At 46.0% G+C, this 22,271-nt stretch carries 22 protein-coding genes and 1 other annotated feature; all 22 genes read left to right on the forward strand.

The window, feature by feature from the left end:
- Positions 1–69: 69 nt before the first annotated feature.
- The 22 genes from rpmG (at position 70) to rplW (ending at position 22,271) form a co-directional block, all read left to right on the forward strand.
- Complete coding sequence (gene rpmG / locus AC50YO_RS23965; protein WP_015847242.1) at positions 70–219, forward strand: 50S ribosomal protein L33; 150 nt, start codon at positions 70–72, stop codon at positions 217–219.
- Between the two features lie 18 nt (positions 220–237).
- A complete protein-coding gene (gene secE / locus AC50YO_RS23970; RefSeq protein WP_494850952.1) occupies positions 238–447 on the forward strand; it encodes a preprotein translocase subunit SecE in 210 nt (69 codons plus the stop codon).
- Between the two features lie 23 nt (positions 448–470).
- Complete coding sequence (nusG, locus tag AC50YO_RS23975) at positions 471–1,004, forward strand: transcription termination/antitermination protein NusG (RefSeq protein WP_494850953.1); 534 nt, start codon at positions 471–473, stop codon at positions 1,002–1,004.
- A gap of 51 nt (positions 1,005–1,055) precedes the next feature.
- A complete protein-coding gene (gene rplK, locus AC50YO_RS23980) occupies positions 1,056–1,481 on the forward strand; it encodes a 50S ribosomal protein L11 (RefSeq protein WP_091190677.1) in 426 nt (141 codons plus the stop codon).
- 133 nt (positions 1,482–1,614) lie between these two features.
- Positions 1,615–2,307 (forward strand): 50S ribosomal protein L1, encoded by a 693-nt coding sequence (gene rplA / locus AC50YO_RS23985; protein ID WP_494850954.1) that lies wholly within the window; start codon positions 1,615–1,617, stop codon positions 2,305–2,307.
- 13 nt (positions 2,308–2,320) lie between these two features.
- Positions 2,321–2,475, forward strand: a sequence feature (ribosomal protein L10 leader region).
- Between the two features lie 51 nt (positions 2,476–2,526).
- Positions 2,527–3,030 (forward strand): 50S ribosomal protein L10, encoded by a 504-nt coding sequence (gene rplJ / locus AC50YO_RS23990; RefSeq protein ID WP_494850955.1) that lies wholly within the window; start codon positions 2,527–2,529, stop codon positions 3,028–3,030.
- A gap of 89 nt (positions 3,031–3,119) precedes the next feature.
- Positions 3,120–3,479, forward strand: coding sequence for a 50S ribosomal protein L7/L12 (gene rplL, locus AC50YO_RS23995; protein WP_494850956.1), 360 nt, complete (start codon positions 3,120–3,122; stop codon positions 3,477–3,479).
- Between the two features lie 99 nt (positions 3,480–3,578).
- On the forward strand, positions 3,579–4,175 hold the full coding sequence (locus tag AC50YO_RS24000; RefSeq protein ID WP_494850958.1) for a class I SAM-dependent methyltransferase: 597 nt from the start codon (positions 3,579–3,581) through the stop codon (positions 4,173–4,175).
- Between the two features lie 303 nt (positions 4,176–4,478).
- Positions 4,479–8,042, forward strand: a complete 3,564-nt coding sequence (rpoB, locus tag AC50YO_RS24005) for a DNA-directed RNA polymerase subunit beta (RefSeq protein ID WP_494850960.1) — start codon at positions 4,479–4,481, stop codon at positions 8,040–8,042.
- 117 nt (positions 8,043–8,159) lie between these two features.
- Positions 8,160–11,759 (forward strand): DNA-directed RNA polymerase subunit beta', encoded by a 3,600-nt coding sequence (gene rpoC / locus AC50YO_RS24010; RefSeq protein ID WP_494851034.1) that lies wholly within the window; start codon positions 8,160–8,162, stop codon positions 11,757–11,759.
- Positions 11,760–11,953: 194 nt separating this feature from the next.
- Positions 11,954–12,217: a ribosomal L7Ae/L30e/S12e/Gadd45 family protein gene (locus tag AC50YO_RS24015; RefSeq protein ID WP_494850962.1), complete on the forward strand. Its 264-nt coding sequence runs from the start codon at positions 11,954–11,956 to the stop codon at positions 12,215–12,217.
- 157 nt (positions 12,218–12,374) lie between these two features.
- The gene (rpsL, locus tag AC50YO_RS24020; protein WP_494850964.1) at positions 12,375–12,794 is read left to right on the forward strand and encodes a 30S ribosomal protein S12; all 420 of its coding nucleotides are present in this window, start codon (positions 12,375–12,377) and stop codon (positions 12,792–12,794) included.
- Between the two features lie 146 nt (positions 12,795–12,940).
- Positions 12,941–13,411 carry a 30S ribosomal protein S7 gene (gene rpsG, locus AC50YO_RS24025; protein WP_494850966.1) on the forward strand — a complete coding sequence of 157 codons (471 nt, stop codon included), beginning with the start codon at positions 12,941–12,943 and terminating at the stop codon, positions 13,409–13,411.
- A 56-nt stretch (positions 13,412–13,467) separates the two neighbouring features.
- Positions 13,468–15,543 (forward strand): elongation factor G, encoded by a 2,076-nt coding sequence (gene fusA, locus AC50YO_RS24030; RefSeq protein ID WP_494850968.1) that lies wholly within the window; start codon positions 13,468–13,470, stop codon positions 15,541–15,543.
- A 119-nt stretch (positions 15,544–15,662) separates the two neighbouring features.
- Positions 15,663–16,853 (forward strand): elongation factor Tu, encoded by a 1,191-nt coding sequence (tuf, locus tag AC50YO_RS24035; RefSeq protein ID WP_494850970.1) that lies wholly within the window; start codon positions 15,663–15,665, stop codon positions 16,851–16,853.
- Between the two features lie 299 nt (positions 16,854–17,152).
- Positions 17,153–18,145, forward strand: a complete 993-nt coding sequence (locus AC50YO_RS24040; protein ID WP_494850971.1) for an ABC transporter substrate-binding protein — start codon at positions 17,153–17,155, stop codon at positions 18,143–18,145.
- Between the two features lie 59 nt (positions 18,146–18,204).
- Complete coding sequence (locus AC50YO_RS24045) at positions 18,205–19,119, forward strand: ABC transporter permease (protein WP_494850973.1); 915 nt, start codon at positions 18,205–18,207, stop codon at positions 19,117–19,119.
- Complete coding sequence (locus AC50YO_RS24050; RefSeq protein ID WP_494850974.1) at positions 19,119–19,913, forward strand: ABC transporter ATP-binding protein; 795 nt, start codon at positions 19,119–19,121, stop codon at positions 19,911–19,913. Before AC50YO_RS24045 ends, AC50YO_RS24050 begins: the two co-directional genes overlap by 1 nt.
- 447 nt (positions 19,914–20,360) lie before the next feature.
- A complete protein-coding gene (rpsJ, locus tag AC50YO_RS24055) occupies positions 20,361–20,669 on the forward strand; it encodes a 30S ribosomal protein S10 (RefSeq protein WP_005544556.1) in 309 nt (102 codons plus the stop codon).
- A gap of 36 nt (positions 20,670–20,705) precedes the next feature.
- A complete protein-coding gene (gene rplC, locus AC50YO_RS24060) occupies positions 20,706–21,329 on the forward strand; it encodes a 50S ribosomal protein L3 (protein WP_494850976.1) in 624 nt (207 codons plus the stop codon).
- Between the two features lie 25 nt (positions 21,330–21,354).
- Positions 21,355–21,978 (forward strand): 50S ribosomal protein L4, encoded by a 624-nt coding sequence (gene rplD, locus AC50YO_RS24065; RefSeq protein WP_494850977.1) that lies wholly within the window; start codon positions 21,355–21,357, stop codon positions 21,976–21,978.
- Positions 21,978–22,271, forward strand: a complete 294-nt coding sequence (gene rplW / locus AC50YO_RS24070) for a 50S ribosomal protein L23 (protein ID WP_042171441.1) — start codon at positions 21,978–21,980, stop codon at positions 22,269–22,271. The genes rplD and rplW overlap by 1 nt, the downstream gene beginning before the upstream one ends.

Consider the following 22,271-nt stretch of genomic DNA (forward strand, 5'->3'; position numbering starts at 1 on the left):
ACTTGTCTTGGTGGATAGTTACTATCTCATCATGATCGTATTTAGTAGCAGTTCGGGAGGTGTAATTCAATGCGGGTAATAATCACGTTGGCATGCACAAACTGCAAACAGAGAAACTATGCGAGCAGCAAGAACAAACGCAATCACCCCGACCGCATCGAGTTGAAGAAGTTTTGCAAGTTCTGTAACGAGCAGACTCCTCATCGCGAGACGAGATAGTCAATTGGAGGTGTGACCGTGGCATTTTTGGCTAGACTGAAGCAAGGCTTCGGAACAACGTTTAGTTTCTTTGCCGACAGCTGGGCAGAACTGAAGAAGGTTCGTTGGCCAAACCGTAAAGAGTTGACAAGCTATTCGATCGTTGTGTTCGTGACGATCACGTTTGTGACGATTTACTTTTGGCTTCTTGACATCGGGATCTCGTCTCTAGTTGAACTGATTGTTTAAGAAGGGTCCAAAGGTGGATTGGAATGGAAAAAAGATGGTACGTCGTACACACTTACGCCGGTTATGAGAACAAAGTAAAAGCCAATTTAGAGCGTCGTCTTGAATCGATGGGCATGGAAGACAAAATCTTCCGCGTGCTCGTTCCTATGGAAGAAGAAGTGGTAGAAAAGGACGGCAAGAAAAAAACTGTCCAACGTAAAGTCTACCCCGGCTATGTTCTAGTGGAAATGGTTCAGACTGATGATTCTTGGTACGTTGTTCGTAATACTCCGGGCGTCACTGGATTTGTAGGATCGACAGGTTCTGGTTCGAAACCGATTGCCCTTATGCCTGATGAAGTGGAACAAATTCTCAAGCACATGGGTATGGAAGAGCCGAAGCAGAAAATTGAATTCGAGCTGAAAGAAACAGTACGCGTCAAAGAAGGTCCTTTTGCAGACTTTGTTGGCACGATAGAAGAAATTCTTCTCGACAAAGCGAAGCTGAAGGTACACGTCAACATGTTTGGTAGGGAAACCCCTCTTGAGCTCGATTACACTCAAGTGGAAAAGATCTAGCATCCGGTTTTTCGAGAAATGGGATTACCAGGGTAAGGAGGTGTGTAAGTCATGGCGAAAAAGGTCATCAAGATGGTCAAACTGCAAGTTCCTGCAGGTAAAGCTAATCCGGCTCCGCCGATTGGTCCAGCACTAGGTCAAGCAGGCGTTAACATTATGGCGTTCTGTAAAGAGTTTAATGCTCGTACAGCAGATCAAGCAGGTTTGATTATTCCAGTAGTAATTACTGTATTTGAGGATCGCTCTTTCACTTTCGAAACAAAAACTCCGCCGGCAGCAGTATTGCTCCGCGTAGCAGCTGGTATCGAAAAAGGATCAGGCGAACCGAACAAGAAGAAAGTTGCTACGGTTAATCGTGCGAAAGTACGTGAAATCGCAGAACAAAAAATGCCCGACTTGAATGCAGCTTCTGTTGAAGCAGCAATGCTTATGATCGAAGGTACTGCACGCAGTATGGGTGTAACAATCGTCGACTAATAGCGTCTATATCCTTTAGGATATGGATGCTGGGCGGCCTTTGGGCTTGCCCGCTTTCGAAGCTTCGGTTTCGAAGTGGGAGGATCATCCCTAGGAGGATTTTCCGCTATAACCACATGAGGAGGATATTACAATGGCTAAACACGGTAAAAAGTATTTAGAAGCAGCTAAGCTGATTGACAGCGAAGCAACTTACGAATCTTTAGAAGCGATTCAGCTTGTAAAGAAATCTGCAACAGCAAAATTCGACGAGTCCGTTGAAGTTGCAGTACGTCTGGGTGTAGACCCGCGTAAACAAGACCAAGCAGTGCGTGGCGTAGTAGTACTTCCGCACGGTACTGGTAAAACAAAACGCGTCCTCGTATTCGCAAAAGGCGAAAAAGCGAAGGAAGCAGAAGCTGCAGGAGCTGACTTTGTCGGTGATGCAGACATGATCAACAAAATCCAACAAGGCTGGTTCGAGTTCGACGTTTGCGTAGCAACGCCGGATATGATGGCTGAAGTTGGTAAGCTCGGCCGTATCCTCGGTGGTAAAGGCCTTATGCCTAACCCTAAAGCAGGAACAGTAACGTTTGACGTTACTAAAGCCGTTCAAGAAATCAAAGCCGGTAAGATTGAATACCGTCTTGACAAAGCAGGTCAAATCCATGCGCCAATCGGCAAAGCATTCTTCGATGCAGAGAAACTCGATGAGAATCTCCGCACTTTGATCGACGCTTTGAACCGTGCTAAACCGGCTGCAGCTAAAGGCGTTTACCTGAAAAACATCGCTGTTTCTTCGACAATGGGCCCTGGTGCTCGTGTGTCCACAACGACATACCGTTAAGAGAAACAGAACTAACATTCGAATACGCATACCGTAGACAGTAGGTGCCTTTGGGCTTAATTTCCTACCGAGGTGTTATGATATAGTGTTTGTGCACGATTTCGATCGCAGCAACGAACTATCATGGCCTTCGCAGTCTACGACTGTGAAGGCTTTTCTCATGTAATGGGAAAGCTCATCGTAAAAACGGGATGTACAATATTACGGGAGGTGTACAGTTTGGCAAACGCAAAAATCATCCAAGAGAAACAACAAGCGGTTGAAGTCATCTCTGCGAAGCTTCGCGAGAGCTCCACAACGGTTGTTGCAGATTATCGCGGATTGAACGTTGCGCAAGTGACTGAACTTCGTAAGCAGCTGCGTGAAGCTGGTATCGAATTTCAAGTACTGAAGAATTCGCTCGTTCGCCGTGCGACTGAGGGTGCGGAATTGACTGAACTGAACAGCATTTTGGTTGGACCAACAGCCATTGCTTTCAGTAATGAAGATGCCGTAGCACCAGCAAAAATTCTCAACGATTTCGCTAAAAAGAACGACGCTTTGAAATTGAAAGGCGGCGTTGTTGAAGGTAAAGTTGTAGGTCAAGAAGAAATCAAGGCACTCGCAGAGCTTCCTTCCCGCGATGGCTTGCTCTCCATGCTCCTCAGCGTCCTTCAAGCACCAGTGCGCAACTTCGCGCTTGCGGTTAAAGCAGTCGGCGAGCAAAAAGAAGCACAAGTATAGAATTAACGTCATTGACGTAAAATCAGCTGCTTAGCTAATGCTGACAGCATAAACCAAAAAAAACTAAAACCATTCCTGGAGGTATAACCATGTCTAAAGAGCAAATCTTAGAAGCCATTAAAGTTATGACCGTTCTTGAACTGAACGATCTTGTAAAAGCAATTGAAGAAGAGTTTGGTGTTACAGCTGCAGCACCAGTAGCAGCAGTAGGCGGCGGCGCTGCTGAAGTTGCTGAGCAATCCGAGTTCGACGTAATCTTGAACAACGCTGGCGCTTCCAAAATCAACGTTATCAAAGTTGTTCGCGAAATTACAGGTCTTGGCCTGAAAGAAGCGAAAGATCTTGTTGATAGCGCTCCTAAAGCAATCAAAGAAAAAGTAGCTAAAGACGAAGCAGAAGCTGTTAAAGCTAAGCTTGAAGAAGCTGGCGCTTCTGTTGAAGTGAAATAATTTCGCTTCAATTATAATAACGGGCCCCTTGAAACGTCACGTTTCAAGGGGTTCGTTGCATGTTCAAGCCGCGATGCCAGAGACAGGAGGGAAATTATTATGAGTGATCACTACTACTCCCAAACTCCAGGTGTGAAGCATGACCGGCAAATTCATCAAGCGGAGCTTCGTGGTTTTAATTTGCGCTTTATGACGGATGCTGGCGTTTTCTCGAAATCTGGGGTCGATTATGGAAGTCGTGTCTTGTTGGATGCGCTGCGCCTTGCACCGTCTGCGAAGGTGCTTGACGTTGGCTGCGGCTATGGTCCTATTGGACTGACAGCAGCAAAGCTCACTCCCCAGGGGCATGTGACGATGATCGACATTAATGAAAGAGCAGTACAGTTGTCCAGAGAGAACGCGGAGCTCAATGGGATTAATAATGTTTCCGTCTATCAAAGTGATTTGTATGAAGCGGTACGGGATAAAAGCTTTGATGTCATTCTTACTAACCCTCCTATTCGGGCGGGTAAACAGACGGTGCATCGTATTTTTGAAGAAGGCTATGAGCTATTGTCTACTGGCGGATCTATGTGGGTCGTCATACAGAAGAAGCAAGGGGCTGCTTCGGCAGAAGCCAAGCTGGAATCGTTATTTCAGGAAGTTGAAGAGGTTACGAAGGACAAGGGCTACAGGATTTATTTGGCTCGAAAATAAGGAAATTCATTTTCTTGACTTGAGTTTGCGTATGTGGTATTATTATAAAATGTCAGCATTAAATTGGGCTCAATCTCTTTAGTCAACTAAAATGTCAAGTACGATTTTTTAGCGCGGAATGCATATATCATGCGTATTTGACGTATAATGTTTACATTTTGGGCAAAATTACTTGATATGGAACCATCGCGCCGCGCTGCGTATGGTTGGCTGCCGGAACATGCTCTTTTTTCGAACTATTCGATAAGGGCTTTTCTTTATTTAAGTAATAACGCAGTGATATATCGATGCTGTGAGACAGACATGAGGGGTGAGGTTAAGTTGGCAGGACAACTTGTTCAGTATGGTCGGCGCACGCGGAGAAGTTACGCCCGGATCAACGAGGTGCTGGAAGTCCCGAACCTGATTGAAATCCAACAAAAATCGTACGAAAAATTCTTGGATAACGACTTGCTTGAGTTGTTTCAGGATATTTCGCCGATTCAGGACTTTACGGGAAATCTATCGCTTGAGTTTATCGACTATAGCTTAGGCGAACCGAAATATTCGGTCGATGAATCAAAGGAACGCGATGTGACGTATGCTGCTCCACTGCGCGTTAAGGTACGACTCTTCAACAAGGAAACCGGCGAAGTGAAGGAACAGGAAGTGTTCATGGGTGACTTCCCGCTGATGACCGAGACTGGTACGTTTATTATTAACGGAGCAGAGCGGGTTATTGTAAGCCAATTGGTGCGATCCCCGAGTGTGTACTTCAGCACGAAAGTTGATAAAAACGGGAAGAAAACATACACGGCAACGGTAATTCCGAATCGTGGAGCATGGCTTGAACTCGAAACGGATGCTAAAGACATCATCTACGTTCGTATTGACCGGACCCGGAAAATACCGGTGACGGTGCTTTTGCGTGCGTTAGGTTTTGGAACCGATGCAGAAATTCTAGAATTGCTTGGTCATGACGAGTATATTCGCAACACGCTGGATAAAGACAATACGGATTCGACGGAAAAAGCGTTGATCGAGATTTATGAAAGATTGCGTCCGGGCGAGCCTCCGACATTGGATAATGCTAAGAGCTTGCTTGTTGCTCGTTTCTTTGATCCAAAGCGCTATGACCTGGCTAATGTTGGTCGTTACAAGATCAACAAGAAGCTTCACATTAAGAACCGACTGTTCAATCAACGTCTGGCGGAGACGCTTGTTGATCCAGGAACAGGCGAAATTATTGCTGAATCGGGTCAAATGATTGACCGTCGTCTATTGGACGAGATCCTTGATAAGTTGGAGAAAAACGTTGGTTTCAAAACATACCATGTTGCAAATGGTGTTTTGGATGCTGATAGTATTCCACTACAAACGATCAGTGTATTCTCTCCTCTTGATGAATCTAAAGTTATTAAAGTAATTTCCAATGGTGTGATCGACAAAGCCGTTAAGCATATTACGCCGGCTGATATCATTTCATCCATCAATTACTTTATTAACCTTCTTCACGGAGTAGGAAGCACGGATGATATTGACCACCTTGGTAACCGTCGTCTACGTTCGGTTGGCGAGCTTCTGCAGAATCAGTTCCGGATCGGCTTGTCCCGGATGGAACGGGTTGTACGGGAGAGAATGTCGATTCAGGATGCGAACGCGATTACGCCGCAGGCTCTGATCAACATTCGTCCGGTTATTGCATCAATTAAAGAGTTCTTCGGCTCCTCGCAGCTGTCACAGTTTATGGACCAAACGAATCCACTTGCAGAATTGACGCACAAACGTCGTCTGTCTGCACTCGGACCCGGCGGTTTGACTCGTGAGCGCGCAGGCTTCGAAGTGCGTGACGTCCATCACTCTCACTATGGCCGCATGTGTCCGATCGAGACGCCAGAGGGACCGAATATCGGTCTGATCAACTCCTTGTCTTCCTTTGCCCGCATTAACGAATATGGCTTCATTGAAGCGCCGTATCGTTGGGTTGATCCGAAGACGGGTATTGTAACTGAGCAAATCTCGTATCTGACTGCCGATGAGGAAGACAACTACGTAATCGCGCAAGCGAATGCGAAGCTGCAAGAAGATGGCCGATTCACAGAAGATAGTGTAATCGTTCGTTACAACAAGCAAGCAGATAACATTCTGACTATGCCTAGCGAACGTGTCGATTACATGGATGTATCGCCTAAACAGGTTGTTTCAGTTGCAACGGCATTGATTCCGTTCCTTGAGAACGATGACTCCAACCGTGCGCTTATGGGATCGAACATGCAGCGGCAAGCTGTTCCGCTTTTAATACCAAAGGCACCGCTAGTCGGTACTGGTATGGAGCATAAGTCCGCTAAAGACTCCGGTGTATGTATCGTTTCCAAGTATGATGGTGTTATCGAGCGCGTATCGGCTAATGAAATTTGGCTGCGTCGTGTTGAATTGCTGGACGGTAAACCGGTAACTGGTGACCTGATTAAACATAAGCTTCACAAATTCATGCGTTCCAACCAAGGTACCTGTATCAACCAGCGTCCACTTGTTCGTAAGGGTGAAGTGATCAAAAAAGGCGATATTCTCGCTGATGGTCCTTCAACAGAGCAAGGCGAATTGGCACTGGGCCGCAACGTAGTCGTTGCGTTCATGACATGGGAAGGCTACAACTATGAGGATGCGATTCTTCTGAGCGAAAAGCTTGTGAAGGAAGATGTGTATACATCCATTCACATTGAAGAATACGAATCCGAAGCCCGTGACACGAAGCTTGGACCGGAAGAAATTACACGCGACATTCCGAATGTCGGCGAAGAAGCACTCAAAAATCTTGACGAGCGCGGTATTATTCGCGTAGGTGCTGAGATTGGCGCAGGCGACATCCTTGTCGGTAAAGTTACTCCTAAAGGTGTGACAGAGCTGACAGCGGAAGAACGTTTGCTGCACGCGATCTTCGGTGAGAAGGCTCGTGAAGTGCGTGATACATCGCTACGTGTACCGCATGGTACGGATGGTATCGTTGTTGACGTAAAAGTGTTCACACGTGAGAATGGCGACGAGCTGCCACCAGGCGTTAACCAACTCGTACGTGTCTATATTGCACAAAAACGTAAAATCTCTGAAGGCGACAAAATGGCAGGACGTCACGGTAATAAGGGTGTTATCGCCCGCATTATGCCGGAGGAAGATATGCCATTCTTACCGGATGGTACACCAGTTGAGGTTGTACTGAATCCGCTAGGCGTACCATCACGGATGAACATTGGTCAGGTTCTTGAGGTCCATCTAGGTATGGCTTGTAAACAGCTTGGTCTCCATGCTGCTACACCAGTATTCGACGGAGCACACGAGTACGACGTATTCGATGCGATGGAAGAAGCCGGCATGCAGCGTAATGGTAAAACGGTATTGTACGATGGCCGTACAGGCGAGTCGTTCGAGCGTGAAGTTACGGTCGGCGTCATGTATATGATCAAACTTGCCCACATGGTTGACGACAAAATCCATGCTCGTTCTACAGGTCCTTACTCACTCGTTACACAGCAGCCTTTGGGCGGTAAAGCTCAATTCGGCGGTCAGCGTTTCGGGGAGATGGAGGTTTGGGCGCTTGAAGCCTATGGCGCAGCTTATACGCTTCAAGAGATTCTTACCGTTAAATCCGATGACGTGGTTGGTCGTGTGAAAACGTACGAATCCATCGTCAAAGGTGAGAATGTACCGGAACCGGGTGTTCCAGAGTCATTCAAAGTATTGATTAAAGAGCTTCAAAGTCTTGGTATGGATGTCAAAATTCTATCCGAGAATGAAGAAGAGATTGAAATGAGAGAAACGGATGACGATGATGAGGTTGCTGGCGATAAGCTGAACCTCAATCTGGAAGGCTCCGAAGCTGGCGCCGAATAAAACCGTTACAGGCTGCCCGTCCCGCAAATGCGGGCGTGCAGCCGCTAATTTGCAATGACATAGCCATACATGACGAAGGAGGGTTGCTCCTTGTTGGACGTGAACAACTTCGAGTATATGAAAATCGGGCTTGCCTCGCCGGATAAAATTCGTTCTTGGTCCCGCGGAGAAGTCAAAAAACCGGAGACGATCAACTATAGGACGTTAAAACCGGAGAAGGAAGGGCTCTTCTGCGAGAAAATTTTCGGGCCGACTAAAGACTGGGAATGCCATTGCGGCAAATACAAACGTGTTCGCTATAAAGGCGTCGTTTGTGATCGCTGCGGTGTTGAAGTAACACGCGCCAAAGTGCGCCGTGAGCGTATGGGCCATATTGAGCTCGCTGCTCCGGTATCGCATATTTGGTACTTCAAAGGTATTCCAAGCCGTATGGGCTTAGCATTGGATATGTCGCCTCGTTCGCTTGAGGAGATCATTTACTTTGCATCCTATGTCGTGACTGATCCTGGTGATACGCCGCTTGAGAAAAAACAGCTGTTGTCGGAGAAAGAATACCGCAGCTACCGCGAGAAATACGGTTATGGCTTCCATGCTGGCATGGGTGCTGAGGCGGTTAAGAAACTGCTTCAGGATATCGATGTTGAAAAAGAGCTGGAGCAGTTGAAAGAAGAGCTGCGTACAGCTCAAGGACAACGTCGTAATCGTGCGATCAAACGTCTGGAAGTTATCGAAGCATTCCGCAACTCTGGCAACCAGCCAGAATGGATGATTCTCGATGTGCTACCAGTTATTCCTCCGGAGCTTCGTCCGATGGTACAGCTTGACGGCGGACGTTTTGCAACGTCTGACCTTAATGACTTGTATCGCCGTGTTATTAACCGGAACAACCGTCTGAAGCGTCTTCTTGATCTTGGAGCGCCGGACATTATCGTTCAGAACGAGAAGCGCATGCTTCAAGAAGCGGTGGATGCCCTGATTGATAACGGTCGTCGCGGACGTCCAGTAACTGGACCAGGTAACCGACCATTGAAATCGCTTAGCCACATGCTCAAAGGTAAGCAAGGCCGTTTCCGTCAGAACTTGCTCGGTAAACGGGTTGATTACTCTGGACGTTCTGTAATCGTGGTAGGTCCTAACCTGAAGATGTTCCAATGCGGACTTCCGAAGGAAATGGCGCTTGAGCTGTTCAAGCCGTTCGTCATGAAAGAACTGGTTAACAAGGGACTCGCCCATAACATCAAGAGTGCGAAACGCAAAGTTGAACGCGTCAGCCCTGAAGTATGGGATGTTCTTGAAGAAGTAATCAAGGAGCATCCGGTTCTATTGAACCGTGCACCTACCTTGCACAGACTTGGTATCCAAGCGTTCGAGCCGATTCTGGTTGAAGGTCGCGCTATCAAGCTTCACCCGCTCGTATGTACAGCGTATAACGCTGACTTCGACGGTGACCAAATGGCGGTCCACGTTCCGTTGTCCGCAGAAGCGCAGGCAGAAGCCCGCTTGCTAATGCTGGCATCCGGCAACATTCTTAACCCGAAAGACGGCAAGCCGGTTGTAACGCCATCTCAGGATATGGTTCTCGGCAGCTACTACTTGACTATGGATAATAAAGAAGCAAAAGGCAGCGGCTCCGTATTCGCTACTGTGAACGAGGCGATCTCGGCTTACCAACGCGGTATCGTGTCCCTGCATGCGCGTATCTTTATTCCTGTTAAAGTACTGAAGAAAACCATCTTCACAGAGCAACAGCAAAAATCATTGCTTTCGACTACGGTTGGTAAGGTTATCTTCAATGAAATCTTCCCAGAAGATTTCCCTTACATCAATGAAGCTACCAAAGTGAACTTGCTGCAAGGTACGCCAGACAAGTATTTCGTATACGAGAAAGGCAGCGATCTGAACAAGATTGTAGAAGAGCTGCCGATTGCTGGCGGTATCGGTAAGGAATATTTGGGTAACATCATCGGTGAATGCTTCCGTATCTACCATACAACGTTGACATCGATCATTCTTGACCGAATTAAACAGCTCGGCTTCACATACTCCACACGCGCAGGTATTACTGTTGCCGTGTCGGACGTTATCGTGCCGCTTGAAAAAGTTGAAATTCTGAAAGAATCCGATGCTAAAGTAGCTGTCGTTATGAATCAGTACCGTCGTGGTCTGATTACGAACGAAGAGCGTTATGACCGCGTTATTGAAATTTGGAGCAAATCCAAAGATCAAATTACGGAAATCCTCATGAGATCAATGGATCGTTACAACTCCATAATGCTCATGGTAGACTCCAAAGCGCGGGGTAACAAATCACAGATTGCTCAGCTCGGCGGTATGCGTGGTCTGATGGCCAACCCATCTGGTCGCATCATCGAGTTGCCAATCAAATCGAACTTCCGTGAAGGCCTTACCGTCCTCGAGTACTTTATCTCGACGCATGGTGCGCGTAAAGGTCTTGCCGATACGGCGCTGCGTACAGCTGACTCCGGTTACTTGACTCGTCGACTTGTTGACGTGGCTCAGGACGTTATCGTTCGTGAAGACGATTGTGGTACAGATAAAGGCTTTGCTGTCAGCAAGATTCAAGATGGTAAAGAGGTTATCGAGGATCTGTACGATCGGATTGAAGGCCGTTATGCATTCGAAACGGTTCGTCATCCACAAACAGGTGAGGTTATCGTTAAGAAAAGCGAATTGATCGATTCGACGAAGGCTGATGCTATCATCGGTGCTGGCATTGAAAAGCTTCAAATTCGTTCTGTTCTTAGCTGCCGCGCTCGTCATGGCGTATGTAAGATTTGTTATGGTCGTAACTTGGCTACTGGCAAGCATGTTGAGATCGGTGAAGCAGTTGGTATTATCGCTGCACAATCGATCGGTGAGCCAGGAACACAATTGACGATGCGTACGTTCCATACCGGCGGCGTTGCCGGCGACGATATCACACAAGGTTTGCCGCGTATTCAGGAGCTATTCGAGGCTCGTAATCCGAAAGGCCAAGCGATTATTACTGAGCTTGACGGTGTCGTGAAAGAAATCCGTGAAGCGAAGGATCGTCGTGAGATTGAAGTCCAAGGTGAAGCAGAGACGAAGGTGTACGCAATTACGTACGGCTCACGTATCCGTGTAACTGAAGGCCAACATATCGAAGCTGGTGATGAGCTGACAGATGGTTCTATCGATCCGAAGGATATGCTTCGTATCAAAGGCATCCGCGGGGTACAGAACTATATCTTGCAAGAAGTACAGCGCGTTTACCGTAACCAAGGTGTAGAGATCAACGATAAGCACGTTGAGGTTATGGTTAAGCAAATGCTTCGTAAAATACGTATCGTTGATGCAGGCGATACTACGCTTCTGCCAGGTGCATTCGTAGATATTCATGAGTACGAAGCAGCTAACCGCGAGTCTATCCTTGCTGGATTAGAGCCTGCAGTTGCTAAGCCTGTATTGCTCGGTATTACCAAAGCATCCCTTGAGACAGATTCCTTCTTGTCCGCGGCGTCCTTCCAAGAAACGACACGCGTACTCACCGATGCAGCGATCAAAGGTAAAGTTGACCAGTTGCTAGGTCTGAAAGAAAATGTTATCATCGGTAAGTTGATTCCTGCAGGTACAGGTATGAACCGTTACCGCAGCATCAAGCTGGTTGGTTTGGAAGATGAAGAAGTTGTAGCGGATCAGGATGAACTTGAGTCCGAAGCTGTTACAGTAGAATAGAACCATAAGCAATGAAAGGGCGATTCCTCCTTCGGGATGTGTATCTTATTCCGAAGTAGGGCGCCCTTTCACGCCTATGGCAATACCATTCGTGTTGTTCATGAGATATGTAGCAAAACTTTGCATGAGATATTAGAAAGTGACTTGACACTTTTGGACTGCAGGTGTTAATATATCGAAGTGTGCCTAATTGTGTGATCACTTTACTTCTAAGGATAGGTGATTTCATGCAGTATAAGGTCGGCGCGAAACAGACGACGAAGATGCTTGAGCAGCATAAAGCAATCGAAGTCTACTTGGCTCGTGATGCAGATCCGCGGATGAGAGAGAAGGTTGTTCATCTGTGTGAGCGGTTGGGTGTTCCTATTAAGTGGGTCGATACGATGGAAGAACTCGGGGTAACCTGCGGTATTGAAGTCGGGGCTGCTATGGCAGCGCTCATTCCTGATGAAGAATAAAGAAAAGTCCATTTTTGTTGGTGCATGATTGCAAAATGATGAACTGGCGAAAATTTTTATTTGTTCTTTTATGACTCGCCTGGATCTGTGGGCTTAATTTATGGGGTAAAATGTCTTGCCATTAATAAGACATGAAATATAGGAAGGGGGTGGCAACATGCCAACTATTAATCAGCTGGTCCGTAAAGGACGTCAAGCTAAAGTCGTAAAATCGAAATCACCAGCTTTGCAAAAAGGCTTTAACGCCTTGAAACGTGAGGCTACGAGCATCAGCGCTCCGCAAAAACGCGGTGTGTGCACTCGTGTAGGTACTATGACTCCGAAAAAACCGAACTCCGCACTTCGTAAATATGCACGTGTACGTTTGACTAACCGTGTAGAGGTAACGGCGTACATTCCAGGTATCGGACATAACCTTCAAGAGCACAGCGTTGTATTGATCCGTGGTGGTAAAGTAAAAGACCTTCCAGGTGTACGTTATCATATCGTTCGTGGTGCATTGGATACAGCGGGTGTTAACAACCGTAACCAAGCTCGTTCGAAATACGGTACAAAACGTCCTAAGGTTAAAAAATAAGTTGAGCTTTAACGAAGTCATTCGGTAACGACTGACTAGGGACAAGTTCAAGGGAAATGTAATTCATTGCGCGCTGCGCTCTAAGAATGAATTTTCCAATATACTAATTCACTAGAAGTGACTATCTAAGAAAGGGGGACTTTCTCATGCCACGCAAAGGTCCTGTAACTAAACGTGATGTATTGCCGGATCCGGTTTACAATAGCAAACTGGTAACCCGCCTTATCAACCGTATCATGATCGACGGCAAACGCGGCGTTGCACAAACGCTGTTGTATGATGCCTTCAAGCTGATTCAAGAACGCACGGGTAAAGATCCGATGGAAGTGTTCGAAGCAGCATTGAAAAATATTATGCCAGTACTTGAGGTTAAAGCTCGCCGTGTCGGCGGTTCTAACTACCAAGTGCCGATCGAAGTTAAACCAGAACGCCGTACGTCGCTTGGTCTCCGTTGGCTCGTGAACTATTCACGTAACCGCGGTGAAAAAACGATGGAAGAGCGTTTGGCTGCTGAAATCACAGATGCTTCCAATAACACTGGCGCATCCGTGAAGAAGCGCGAAGATACACACAAAATGGCAGAAGCGAACAAAGCGTTTGCTCACTACCGTTGGTAGAATAATAAAACAGATATTGATTGAGATATTCTCACAATACGAAAGGAGACAAATTCATGTCAAGAGAGTTCTCCTTGAATAATACTCGTAATATCGGGATTATGGCGCATATTGATGCTGGTAAAACTACCACAACTGAACGGATTTTGTTCTTCACAGGCCGTACTCATAAAATTGGCGAAGTGCATGAAGGCGCTGCGACAATGGACTGGATGGAGCAAGAACAAGAGCGCGGTATTACGATTACGTCTGCCGCGACAACCGCTCAATGGAAGGGTAACCGCATTAATATCATCGACACCCCGGGACACGTTGACTTCACAGTAGAAGTTGAACGTTCCCTACGCGTATTGGACGGGGCCGTTGGGGTTTTCAGTGCAAAAGAGGGCGTTGAGCCTCAGTCTGAAACCGTATGGAGACAGGCTGACCGTTATGGCGTTCCACGGATCGCTTACGTTAACAAAATGGATATTATCGGTGCAGACTACCTGAATGTTATTAAAGACATGCGTGAGCGTCTGCAAGCTAATGCAGTTGCGATTCAACTCCCTATCGGTGCTGAATCTGATTTCGTTGGTGTAATTGACATTGTTGAACGTGTAGCGTACAAATATGTAGATGATCTGGGTAAAGATCCTCAGAAAATCGAAATTCCTGCTGAGTATGCAGACAAAGTTGATGAACTTCGTCTGGAGCTCATCGAGAGAGTTGCAGAATTGGATGAAGAGCTGACAATGAAATATCTGGAAGGTGAAGAAATCACTGTTCCTGAATTGAAAGCAGCACTTCGCAAAGGTGTTTGCGAAGTTAAAATCTTCCCAGTTGTTGCAGGCTCCTCATACCGTAACAAAGGTGTTCAACTAGTTCTGGATGCTGTTGTTGATTACCTGCCTTCACCGCTTGATGTACCTTCTATCAAAGGTACACTTGAAGACGGAGAAGAAGGAAATCGTCCATCTTCGGATAGCGAACCGTTCGCGGCGCTAGCATTCAAAATTATGACTGACCCTTATGTTGGTAAATTGACGTTCTTCCGTGTGTATTCGGGCGTTCTTAAATCCGGTTCGTATGTTCTTAATGCAACTAAGAACAAACGTGAGCGTATTGGACGTATCCTTCAAATGCATGCGAACAGCCGTCAAGAGATCTCCGAAGTTTACTCTGGAGACATTGCTGCTGCAGTCGGTCTTAAAGATACGACTACAGGGGATACATTGTGCGATGAGAAGCATGTTATCGTGCTCGAGTCCATGAACTTCCCTGATCCAGTTATCGAGGTTGCTATCGAACCAAAAACGAAAGCTGACCAAGACAGACTGGGTATCGCAATCTCCAAGCTGGCTGAAGAAGATCCAACGTTCCGTGCTTATACAGATGAAGAAACGAACCAAACAATCATCGCAGGTATGGGTGAGCTTCACCTTGAGATCCTCGTTGACCGTATGCTTCGTGAATTCAAAGTAGAGACTAACGTTGGTAAACCTCAGGTTGCTTACCGTGAGACATTCCGCGAAGCTGCGAAAGTTGAAGGTAAGTTCGTTCGTCAGTCCGGTGGTAAAGGTCAATTTGGTCATTGTTGGGTTGAGTTCAGTCCACAAGAGCCAGGTACAGGCTTCATCTTCGAAAACAAAACTGTCGGTGGTTCAATTCCGCGTGAATTTATTGGTCCAATTCAAGCGGGTATCGAAGAGTCAATGAAGAACGGCGTTATCGCTGGCTTCCCGCTCGTTGATATTAAGGCAGTAGTAGTTGACGGATCTTATCATGATGTCGATTCCTCGGAAATGGCGTTCAAAATTGCAGGTTCTATGGCGCTTAAAGCTGCCAAAGAGAAGTGTAAGCCTGTATTGCTTGAGCCAATCATGAAAGTTGAAGTTACTGTTCCAGAAGAGTACATGGGCGACGTAATGGGTATGCTGAACTCCCGCCGTGGTCGCATCGAAGGTATGGATACGCGTTCAGGCGCACAAATTATCCGTGCTAAGGTGCCTTTGGCTGAAATGTTTGGTTACTCCACAACACTTCGTTCCGGTACACAAGGCCGTGGCGTATTCTCCATGGAGCTTTCGCACTATGAAGAAGTACCACGTTCGATCTCTGAAGAGATCATCGCTAAACACAAAGGCGCTTAATAGTTTAAGTGTTTTTGCAAGATCTTTAGGTTTTCAATGACTGTCATCTCGACTTGCTTAGCAGGCGGGATGCACGGTCCAAACATAAACTTTAGTTATATTAAGGAGGATTAAGTTCAATGGCAAAGGCTAAATTTGAACGTAACAAACCGCACGTTAATATCGGTACTATCGGTCACGTCGATCATGGTAAAACGACTCTTACAGCAGCTATCACTACTGTACTTTCAAAAAGATATGGCGGTGCAGCAATTGCATTTGACCAAATCGACAAAGCTCCAGAAGAGCGCGAGCGTGGTATCACGATCTCGACATCACACGTAGAGTATGAGACTCCTAACCGTCACTATGCTCACGTTGACTGCCCAGGTCACGCCGACTATGTTAAGAACATGATCACTGGTGCTGCTCAAATGGACGGCGCTATCCTGGTTGTATCCGCAGCTGACGGCCCTATGCCGCAAACTCGCGAGCACATCCTGCTTTCCCGTCAAGTAGGCGTACCTTACATCGTTGTATTCCTGAACAAATGCGACATGGTTGAAGACGAAGAGCTTCTTGAATTGGTTGAAATGGAAGTTCGCGACCTTCTTTCCGAGTATGAGTTCCCAGGTGACGATACTCCAATCATCCGTGGCGCAGCTCGTGAAGCTCTTGCTAACCCAGATGGCGCTTGGGCTGACAAAATCGTTGAGTTGTTCGAGCAAGTTGACTCTTACATCCCAACTCCAGAGCGCGACACAGCTAAGCCTTTCATGATGCCAGTCGAGGACGTATTCACAATCACTGGTCGTGGTACAGTAGCAACTGGCCGTATCGATCGTGGCGTTGTAAAAGTAGGCGACGAGCTTGAAATCGTTGGTCTTGCTGAAGAAACTCGCAAAACTGTATGTACAGGCGTTGAGATGTTCCGTAAATTGATGGATTCCGCTCAAGCGGGCGACAACATCGGCGCATTGCTTCGTGGTGTTGATCGTAAAGACATCGAGCGTGGACAAGTATTGGCTAAACCGGGTTCGGTTAAACCACACACTAACTTCACAGCTCAAATCTACGTTCTGACTAAAGAAGAGGGTGGCCGTCACAAGCCTTTCTTCACAGGCTACCGTCCACAGTTCTACTTCCGTACAACTGACGTTACAGGTATCATTGAATTGCCAGAAGGCACTGAAATGGTTATGCCTGGTGACAACATCACAGTTACAGTTGAGCTTATCGCTCCAATCGCGGTTGAAGAAGGAACTCGTTTCTCCATCCGTGAAGGCGGCCGTACTGTAGGCGCTGGCGCTGTAGCAACTATCCAAAAATAATTCATCACGGCATTAGCCGTAATGAGTAATTATGAAAGCCTCCACTTCGGTGGAGGCTTTTTTTTGTTTCGGACAGAAAAGCAATAAGATAATAATTCCTATAACTTAGGATTGACTGATGCATTAAGCCCCCTATAATATTAGTAATAGCATAATAGAAATGTCGCCAATGAAAATCCAGATTAATTATTACAATTAATCCCAAATACTTTAACGAGTGAAAGCAATAATGCTTTTATGTATCAATTTAAGTACAGGAATATTCATTGGCAACAATACTAGAGAGGGGTTCAGAATAAATGAAAAAGAAATGGATGATTGGTGCAGCATTGGCTGCAGTAATGCTTGCAACAACTGCATGCGGAGGGGGCACCAAAGCAGATTACACGGTCTCGATCTCGCAGATGGTAGAACATCCTTCCTTGGATGCTACTCGTGAAGGCTTCCTTGCTGCACTGAAAGATGCAGGATTAGAAGATGGCAAAAACCTGAAGGTAGATTTCAATACGGCTCAGAATGATCCAGCTAATAATTTATCCATCGCACAAAAAATTGCTGGCAACAAAAGCGATCTTGCCCTAGGTATAGCAACGCCTTCCGCACAGGCACTTGTGCAGAATGTAAAAGATACACCTATTCTATTCGCAGCCGTGACGGATCCCATTGATGCAAAGCTAATCAAGAACCTCGACGCACCGGGAGGTAATGTATCTGGGGCATCCGATACGAACCCGGAAGCTATTGTGCAACTGATGAACTTCATTGCGGATAACTTTCCCAATGTGAAGACAGTCGGAATGGTTATTAATGAAGGTGAGCCTAATGCTATTGTTATGTCCAAGATAGCAGAGGAGACATTGTCCAAGCATGGTATTAAGCTGATGAAAGCAGCAGTAACGAATACATCCGAAGTTAAACAAGCAGGAGAATCCTTAGTTGGCAAAGTAGATGCATTCTATATCTCGCTTGATAATGTGGTTGTATCTGGTGTGGACGGACTACTTGAAATCGCAAAAGCGAATAAAATCCCGTTTTTCTCCAGCGATCGCGATACTGTTGAGAAGGGTGCTTTTGCAACGGTAGGCTTCAAATATTATGACCATGGTTATCAAGTAGGCCAGATGGCAGTTGAAATTCTTAAGAACGGCAAGAAGCCAGCAGATATGAAAGTAACGGTTCCTGAGAAGCTGGATCTTATTCTTAACCTGAAAGCGGCTGAAGCACAAGGCATCACCGTTACGGATGCAATGAAGCAAGGCGTTAAGGATCAAGAGAACAATATTATTCAATAATAAGAGTAGTGGGGTAAGCGCCTGCTGGTGCTTGCCCTTTTATATTTATAAAGGAGGAAATGAACGTGCTTGTATCCTTGAATGGAGCACTTGAGCTTGGCTTATTGTATGCCTTGATGGCACTAGGCGTATATATCACGTTTCGGATATTGGATTTTCCAGATCTGACGGTAGATGCGAGCTTCACTACTGGTGCAGGAATTGCAGCTTTATTAATTACGAATGGTGTATCGCCATGGATTGCATCACTCGGTGCTTTTGCCGGTGGCGCAGCTGCAGGTTCCTTAACAGGGCTGCTGCATACGAAGGGTAAAATCAATGGTCTGCTATCAGGCATTCTGATGATGATCGGCTTGTATTCTATTAATATGCGTATTATGGGTAAGCCGAATATATCGCTAATTGGGGAGAACACTATCTTCTCATCTATTCCAGTATTGCTGTTAATGCCGATTGCGATCATTATCATTAAGATTCTTGTCGATTTGTTCTTCCGCACAGATCTTGGTCTTAGTCTTCGTGCGACTGGCGATAATGAGAGAATGATACGCAGCTTCGGAGCGAATACCGATAACACTAAGATACTGGGCATTGCATTATCTAATGGTCTAGTTGCCCTGTCTGGAGCATTGATTGCACAGCAAGGCGGTTTTGCAGATATATCAATGGGTATTGGTATGATTGTAATTGGTCTTGCATCTGTCATTATCGGCGAAGCGATATTCGGAGCCAAAACCATTTTCCGCGCAACGCTTGCTGTCATACTCGGCTCAATTGTATATCGTATTATTATAGCTCTGGCATATCGAGTGGAGTGGTTGGAGTCCTCTGATCTGAAGCTGATTACCGCTGTTATCGTTATTATCGCATTGATCTTCCCGACCATCCAGAAGGTGTGGAAGCAAAAGAAATTAGCGCGAAAACGTTCTGCAGAGCTATTGCTTGATATGGGCAAGGAAGGAGGAAGGCAGTAATGCTGGAGATTGCTAAAGTATCCAAGCTGTTCAACCCTGGCACATTAGATGAAAAAACCGCTTTGGTTGGTGTGAACTTAACCATGAAGCCAGGTGACTTCATTACGGTTATAGGGAGTAATGGGGCCGGCAAATCAACATTAATGAATATTATATCTGGTGTGATGAAGCCGGATACCGGTGAAGTACGAATTGATGGCGAGAATATCAGTGCACTTCCGGAATTCCGTCGCAGCAAATGGATTGGACGAGTCTTCCAAGATCCGATGGCTGGAACTGCGCCAACGATGTCTATTGAGGAAAATTTAGCGATGGCCTACAAACGAGGCAAAGCTCGGGGTTTGTCACTTAGCTTGAACAGTAATCGTCGAACCTTATTTCGCGAGCAATTAAGCCGGCTGGGGATTGGCCTTGAGAATCGCCTAAATGCAAAAGTCGGTTTATTGTCAGGCGGTGAGCGCCAAGCGTTGAGTCTGTTGATGTCTACCTTCACGAAACCGCAAATTCTTTTGTTGGATGAACATACAGCAGCTCTTGATCCAGCGCGGGCAGAACTAATCACAACGCTGACAGAGACGCTTGTACGTGAGATGAATTTAACTACACTGATGGTTACTCATAATATGGAGCAAGCCATCAGACTAGGTAACCGTCTTATTATGATGGATAAAGGAAAGATTATTCTTGAAGTGAATGAGGAACGTAAGAAAGATTTGACTGTTGCGCAGCTATTGGGAGAGTTCGAGCAAATTAGCGGTAAGAAGATGGCTGACGACCGTGTCGTTCTGGGATAGATGCATCAGGGATTTGTGGATAACCATATAGATTAATGAGAAGGAACACAGGTCGCATGCATCAGGCTGCTTGTGTTCCTTCTATTATATAGTAAGAACAATAGGTCGAATTTGGATTTGAGTGTTGGGTACGATATCGTGTATGCTAGGAAAAGTGAAAACAAGGTATGACGCTAATCGCGATCATACACGGTTATATTGACCGATTAGAGCATATTGCGAGAAGGAATTTCATAATGAATCATGTTCCTTCATAAAACTTAAAGTTTCTCTTGCATTTGCCTATCTGTTTCGTTATAATATTGAATGTTGGTCTGTGACGTTGCGATGATGTGAGAGGTTGCCGACACACCTGGCCCCTTTGCCATGGGGCCGTCGGGCATGTGATCAGGGTTTTCTCACGGAGTATGTCCGATAATAAATTGGGCGATAGAAGGAGGGACTTATATGGCAAAGCAAAAGATTCGTATCCGCTTGAAAGCATACGATCATAGAATTCTTGACCAGTCTGCTGAGAAGATTGTTGAAACTGCAAAACGTTCCGGTGCAGGCGTATCCGGGCCGATTCCGTTGCCAACGGAAAAGCAAATCATCACCATTCTCCGTGCGGTACACAAGTACAAGGATTCACGGGAGCAATTCGAAATGCGTACACATAAACGCTTGATCGACATTGTTAACCCAACGCCGCAAACGGTTGATGCGTTGATGCGCTTGGATCTACCATCCGGTGTAGATATCGAAATCAAACTGTAATAAAGCATAGATTATAGAAGGAAAAGAGGTGTCAACATGAAAGGTATCTTAGGGAAAAAACTTGGAATGACGCAAGTATTTACAGCTGACGGTATTGTTATTCCGGTAACAGTAATCGAAGCAGGTCCTTGTGTGGTTCTTCAGAAGAAAGATCAAGAGAACGATGGTTATGAAGCCGTACAATTCGGTTTCTCCGATAAGAAGGAATCCAGAACGATCAAGCCAGAAATCGGCCACGCGAAGAAAGCCAATACGGCTCCTAAGCGCTACGTTCGTGAAATTCGCGGTATTAATTTGGGTGATTATGAAGTTGGCCAAGAAGTGAAAGCTGACTTGTTCACACAAGGCGAATTTGTTGACGTAACGGGTATTTCTAAAGGTAAAGGCTTTGCCGGCGTTATCAAACGTTGGGGACAAAGCACGGGTCCTATGTCTCACGGTTCCCGTTACCACCGTGGACCAGGTTCCATGGGTTCGATCCAAGCTAACCGCGTACCGAAAGGCAAACGCCTTCCAGGTCACATGGGTAACGAAACGATCACAATTCAAAAGCTTGAAATCATCCGTGTAGATGCAGAGCGTAACGTACTGCTAGTTAAAGGCTCCGTTCCAGGACCGAAAAACGGATTTGTGAAAGTGAAACAAACAGTTAAGAAATAATTGCTGAAGAAAGGAGGAACAAGAAATGCCTAAAGTAACAGTATACAACGTGAGTGGTTCGCAAGTTGGCGAATTGGAATTGGCGGATAGCGTATTCGGAATTCAACCAAACGCTCACGTATTGCATAGCGCTGTTGTCCTTCAGCAAGCTGCAGAGCGCGCTGGGACACACAAAACGAAAGGACGCTCCGAAGTACGTGGCGGCGGTCGTAAACCTTGGAAACAAAAAGGTACTGGCCGTGCTCGTCAAGGTAGCATCCGCTCCCCACAATGGGTTGGCGGCGGTACTGTATTTGGACCGACTCCACGCTCATATGGCTTCAAACTTCCGAAGAAGGTTCGTCGCTTGGCGATTAAATCTGCATTGTCTTCCAAAGTGATTGCTAACGAAATTATCGTTCTTGATCAATTGACATTCGCAGCACCTAAAACGAAAGAATTTGCAGCTATTCTTAACAACCTGAAGGCTGATCGCAAAGCACTAGTTGTTTTGCCTAGCTATGATGATAACGTTGCATTGTCTGCACGTAACATCCCAGGCGTGAAATTCGTCGCAGCTGACGGCATTAATGTTCTGGATGTCTTGGTACATGACAAGCTCATCATCACGAAAGAAGCGGTAGAGAAAGTACAGGAGGTGTTTGCGTAATGAAAAATCCTCGCGATATTATCAAACGCCCTGTTATTACGGAGCGCACGAGCGATTACATGGCTGTTAAACGTTATGTGTTTGAAGTCGATCTTCGTGCTAACAAAACCGAAATTAAAGATGCAATTGAACAAATCTTTAAAGTTAAAGTAACTGGCGTTAACACGATGCGCGTTGCAGGTAAGCCTAAACGCTACGGTAAACACAGTGGCTATAGACCTGATTGGAAAAAAGCAATCGTTCAATTGAGCGATGACAGCAAAGAACTTGAGTTCTTTGAAACGTCTGTTTAG

The organism is Paenibacillus sp. J22P59, from assembly GCF_059383895.1.

Coding starts and splice junctions, on each gene's coding strand:
- AC50YO_RS24050 (WP_494850974.1), top strand. CDS start 19,119: ATGCTGGAGATTGCTAAAGTATCCAAGCTGTTCAACCCTGGCACATTA.
- rplW (WP_042171441.1), top strand. CDS start 21,978: ATGAAAAATCCTCGCGATATTATCAAACGCCCTGTTATTACGGAGCGC.
- AC50YO_RS24000 (WP_494850958.1), top strand. CDS start 3,579: ATGAGTGATCACTACTACTCCCAAACTCCAGGTGTGAAGCATGACCGG.
- rpoC (WP_494851034.1), top strand. CDS start 8,160: ATGAAAATCGGGCTTGCCTCGCCGGATAAAATTCGTTCTTGGTCCCGC.
- nusG (WP_494850953.1), top strand. CDS start 471: ATGGAAAAAAGATGGTACGTCGTACACACTTACGCCGGTTATGAGAAC.
- rpmG (WP_015847242.1), top strand. CDS start 70: ATGCGGGTAATAATCACGTTGGCATGCACAAACTGCAAACAGAGAAAC.
- rpsJ (WP_005544556.1), top strand. CDS start 20,361: ATGGCAAAGCAAAAGATTCGTATCCGCTTGAAAGCATACGATCATAGA.
- rplK (WP_091190677.1), top strand. CDS start 1,056: ATGGCGAAAAAGGTCATCAAGATGGTCAAACTGCAAGTTCCTGCAGGT.
- AC50YO_RS24045 (WP_494850973.1), top strand. CDS start 18,205: ATGAACGTGCTTGTATCCTTGAATGGAGCACTTGAGCTTGGCTTATTG.
- fusA (WP_494850968.1), top strand. CDS start 13,468: ATGTCAAGAGAGTTCTCCTTGAATAATACTCGTAATATCGGGATTATG.
- rplL (WP_494850956.1), top strand. CDS start 3,120: ATGTCTAAAGAGCAAATCTTAGAAGCCATTAAAGTTATGACCGTTCTT.
- rpsG (WP_494850966.1), top strand. CDS start 12,941: ATGCCACGCAAAGGTCCTGTAACTAAACGTGATGTATTGCCGGATCCG.
- rplC (WP_494850976.1), top strand. CDS start 20,706: ATGAAAGGTATCTTAGGGAAAAAACTTGGAATGACGCAAGTATTTACA.
- rpsL (WP_494850964.1), top strand. CDS start 12,375: ATGCCAACTATTAATCAGCTGGTCCGTAAAGGACGTCAAGCTAAAGTC.
- tuf (WP_494850970.1), top strand. CDS start 15,663: ATGGCAAAGGCTAAATTTGAACGTAACAAACCGCACGTTAATATCGGT.
- rplA (WP_494850954.1), top strand. CDS start 1,615: ATGGCTAAACACGGTAAAAAGTATTTAGAAGCAGCTAAGCTGATTGAC.
- AC50YO_RS24040 (WP_494850971.1), top strand. CDS start 17,153: ATGAAAAAGAAATGGATGATTGGTGCAGCATTGGCTGCAGTAATGCTT.
- rpoB (WP_494850960.1), top strand. CDS start 4,479: ATGAGGGGTGAGGTTAAGTTGGCAGGACAACTTGTTCAGTATGGTCGG.
- rplD (WP_494850977.1), top strand. CDS start 21,355: ATGCCTAAAGTAACAGTATACAACGTGAGTGGTTCGCAAGTTGGCGAA.